We start from the raw sequence: 3658 nt of genomic DNA, 5'->3' as shown, positions 1-3658 counted from the left end.
AGGCTAAGTTTTTACTAAAAATAGCAAAAATATTCCTATTCATAGAAATTGAAAGATTTATTCAACAGTCTTTTAAAAATTTAATGTTTAATTCAAAAAAGGATAAATAATTATGAATAAAATATATAACTTTCTAAGATATGTTAAGAAAGGTTACAAATCTAAGTTTTTAATAATTTTGGTGTTACTAATACCAGAAGCATCTATGCAAATTACCATAAATGTAAATAATATAGAAAAAGTCATAGCTATTTCAAATTAGAATATATATAACTTATTGTTATTGATTTAATAAAAACTATATATTTCACTTTAATTAATTCAAAGGTCATAATAGCAGTATAAAATTTAATACACTATAAGAGATCATCAAAATGAAAAAAGTAATATTATCAACAGTAATAGTTTTAAGTTTAATTTCAACTGGTTTTAGCTATAGTGCTTTTGGCCAAGTTTCTAGAGGATCTTTTCCTCCTCCAGTAATGCAATTAGCATCTTAACCATAAAAAATATTAAAGCTATATTTCCTGATCACAAATGTACATTAATGAGTAAATTAAAAATTTTTTTATTTTTATAAACTATTATTTAATCAATATTTATATACTTAGTTCAATTCCATACTGTAAACCATGGCAATTAACAAACACCAACATTTATACTATCTAAAATATCATACAGAAATAGATAAGCGGTACACTGACAGCTAAGTTAAATAAGCTTTATAATACTATTCAAAGTATGAATATATAACAGCTAATTGAGAATTTATACTTACTCTACAAAATTAAATTTTAAACATATCTACTACTTCACTATTTACCAGATATAGCTTCTCTTTTTTCTTGCATTATCGGTGGTAATACTTCTGTGACATCTACTTGTCTAAACTTAATTATGATATCTGTATTATCTTGAAGAGACTTAACAATATCTGAATTTTTATCATCTGCCGATATATTAACAACGATTGATGTGTTTAACCTTAGAGTAGTAGTACTATTCTGTATAGTGTTATATACCAAGCCAATTTCATAACCAACAGTATTGTGTAAACTATACCAAAGATCTTTAATCCTAGCTTTAATCGAATCTCTAGAAACTCTATATAAAATATCTGACAAATGAGACTCAATCATACAATTATATTCTTTTGGTTTATAGTTCTTGTTTATTAAATCCTCTAATTCTTTAACTTCTTTACTATTAGTAAGAACACTAAACTTCTTTACCATTTACAATCCTTTCTTATATAAAATTAATAGTAAATGATACAGATAATTTTAGTAAATCTCTAACTTTTAAACTCTTATTAAAATAATCATTGATTTTAGCTTTAGTTTAAAACATACTTATAGCCCTATTTCTGAAAAAATAATGCTTTATATAAAAAGTTGACTAATATATCACACTCAAGCTGTAATTAGTAATAAAATTTAATATTTTTCTTTTTTAAACTTTTTTGATTATTTTTCTTTATCATTTTCTTTGAATTAACTATGGAGATAAAAATATGATTAAGAAAATACTAGCTGCTGGGTCATTAGCAACTATAATAATAGGTTCAGCATTTGCGACTGATCAGCTAAATATACGTGTTCCAGATATAAAACAAATTATACCCCCTCCCCCAAGCCCTGGAACACTACTATATCAAAATGATATGGATATTTCTCATGCTAGTTTTTTTGTTAAAAATACCGATAGATACAAGCTTGCTCAATCAGATGCAAACTATTCTCCAGAAGGTTTTGCTGAAGCTTTTGAAAAAGCATTCGGTCACCCAATAAATAAAAAAGAAACACCTGCTATTTGGAAGATTCTAAATCAATTAGAAGTAACCGAAGGAGAATTCACTAAACCAGCTAAGCTTTTCTATCATCGTACTAGACCTTTTGCATATTTCCATGAACCAGCATGCGTTAAAACAGATAATATTCATAGATCATATCCATCTGGGCATACAACTATAGGATGGGCGATCGCTCTTACTCTAAGCGAGATAAATCCATCAAGAACAGATCAGATAATGAAAAGAGGCTATGAATTTGGTCAAAGTCGAATCGTTTGCGGAGCTCATTATCCTAGTGATGTGAATGCTGGTTACCTAGTAGGAAGTATTATGTTTTCTCAATTACAAACAAGTCCAGAGTTTCAGCAAGAAATTAAGCTTGCTAAGCAAGAGGTTTCAAAGAAATAAAGGAAAATCTAACGTATAAATAAACCTAGTTCCTATTTATAATTTAGTTTTATAATGCTTATTAAAAGCAGATGTATTTTTCTAAATTTTATTTAAATAGATATGCCGCATAACTTAATTTTTGTGGATATAATGCTGTCCAAAAAACAATATCTGCCCCAATATAGTTTTTATCAAAATCATATAACTCAGATAATGTATATTTTTTACTAGTTTTAGAATTAATATAATCATAATCAAATTCTTGTACTGCTATCGTTGTAAAAACTTTAGTTTTATATTTATTAAAAAATGGATAACTGTTATGCATTTGATTTTTTCCATACGGTAGTGTATCTGGATTACCCACACCTATATTATTTTTTTCAGCTATTTTAAATATTTTCTGCATATATCCATGACTATTATTCCATTCACACGGCCAAAAATTTACATATTGAACAACTAAACTTTTCTTAAATTCTTTTCTAGCATAAAGCATATTAGAAACTTCCGCATTAAAATAATCATCACAAAATTTGGTTGTCAAAATTTTAGGATTCATATCTATTGCCGTTTCTGGTAAGTTTATCCCCGCTATTTTTCCATCAAACTCTTTTGCCAATTGTTTTATTAATTTTTGGAATCTATGCCTAACATTAACATTCCATTGTTTAGTGACCCAACCTTCATATGAAGGTTTACCTCCAGAAGAATTGTCTGATTGTATAATGATGCCGTTATCATACTCTTTTATTTTGATATATTCTGGAACAGGGATATTACTAACATTAAAGCTTCTATCTTGCAGCTGTATAAAGAGTTTTTTATTATGTTTTTTTAGAAGTTTGATATCGCTTTTAATTTCTGAGAAATTATAATGATCTTTTGTTGTTTCTAGAGTTTTCCATGTATAAATTTTTTGTACACCTATAACTTGTTTATTATTAATTTGACTTATATGCTTTTGAATAGAATCTCCACCTAAAAAAATATATAACTGTGGTTTTTCTGCAATAGCTGAATTAAACAATAGGCAGACTAACAATAAATAGAGTACTTTTTTTATAGTCATTTTTTTGAGTATTTTAATATATTGCCATTGATTATATAACCTATTTATACTCAACAAATATAATTTTAAAGCACTATTTTATTAACAGTAAATAGCCAACTAAATAAGAAAGGACTATTTTCCCTAACTTTTAATTAACTAAAGATAATTTTAATTAGACTTCATATTTATATGCTATGAAGGGCTTGTTTCAAAATTTTTTGATTAGTACTATTTATGATACACTATACCACTAATCACAATAAGTAAACTTCTTATGAAAAATCCCGTTAAACCATTAATATACTTATTAAAGACTGTTGAATTAATATCCCAAATTGTTAGATATATTTAAGACTGTTGAATAAATCTTTCAATTTCTATGAATAGGAATATTTTTGCTATTTTTAGTAAAAACTTAGCCT

Annotated in this window: 5 protein-coding genes; 3 read left to right on the top strand and 2 right to left on the bottom strand. The window is 26.3% G+C overall.

Translation table 11 applies throughout. The features are described 5' to 3' along the window. Nucleotides 1-112: 112 nt before the first annotated feature. Together R8535_RS10705 and R8535_RS10700 are read left to right on the top strand one after the other, a co-directional pair. Nucleotides 113-262 carry a hypothetical protein gene (locus R8535_RS10705; RefSeq protein WP_329499118.1) on the top strand — a complete coding sequence of 50 codons (150 nt, stop codon included), beginning with the start codon at nt 113-115 and terminating at the stop codon, nt 260-262. A 112-nt stretch (nt 263-374) separates the two neighbouring features. Beyond that, a complete protein-coding gene (locus tag R8535_RS10700; RefSeq protein ID WP_329499117.1) occupies nt 375-500 on the top strand; it encodes a hypothetical protein in 126 nt (41 codons plus the stop codon). Nucleotides 501-815: 315 nt separating this feature from the next. Here the strand turns inward: R8535_RS10700 and R8535_RS10695 are convergent, their stop codons facing one another. Beyond that, nucleotides 816-1235, bottom strand: a complete 420-nt coding sequence (locus R8535_RS10695) for a hypothetical protein (RefSeq protein ID WP_329499116.1) — start codon at nt 1233-1235, stop codon at nt 816-818. 278 nt (nt 1236-1513) lie between these two features. Between R8535_RS10695 and R8535_RS10690 the strand changes: the two genes are divergently transcribed. Next, complete coding sequence (locus R8535_RS10690; protein WP_329499114.1) at nt 1514-2200, top strand: acid phosphatase; 687 nt, start codon at nt 1514-1516, stop codon at nt 2198-2200. Between the two features lie 88 nt (nt 2201-2288). On the opposite strand, the gene R8535_RS10685 is transcribed toward R8535_RS10690, so the two are convergent. Next, nucleotides 2289-3254, bottom strand: coding sequence for a hypothetical protein (locus R8535_RS10685; RefSeq protein ID WP_329499112.1), 966 nt, complete (start codon nt 3252-3254; stop codon nt 2289-2291). Nucleotides 3255-3658 lie beyond the last annotated feature (404 nt).

Source organism: Francisella sp. 19S2-4 (genome assembly GCF_036281795.1).
Lineage (GTDB): Bacteria > Pseudomonadota > Gammaproteobacteria > Francisellales > Francisellaceae > Francisella.
Note: the sequence above shows the minus strand (reverse complement) of the source record. Positions and strands in the feature narration are given on the sequence as shown.

Excerpts from the sequence above, each read along its gene's own strand:
- R8535_RS10700 (WP_329499117.1), top strand. The coding sequence starts at position 375 with ATGAAAAAAGTAATATTATCAACAGTAATAGTTTTAAGTTTAATTTCA.
- R8535_RS10685 (WP_329499112.1), bottom strand. The coding sequence starts at position 3,254 with ATGACTATAAAAAAAGTACTCTATTTATTGTTAGTCTGCCTATTGTTT.
- R8535_RS10695 (WP_329499116.1), bottom strand. The coding sequence starts at position 1,235 with ATGGTAAAGAAGTTTAGTGTTCTTACTAATAGTAAAGAAGTTAAAGAA.
- R8535_RS10690 (WP_329499114.1), top strand. The coding sequence starts at position 1,514 with ATGATTAAGAAAATACTAGCTGCTGGGTCATTAGCAACTATAATAATA.
- R8535_RS10705 (WP_329499118.1), top strand. The coding sequence starts at position 113 with ATGAATAAAATATATAACTTTCTAAGATATGTTAAGAAAGGTTACAAA.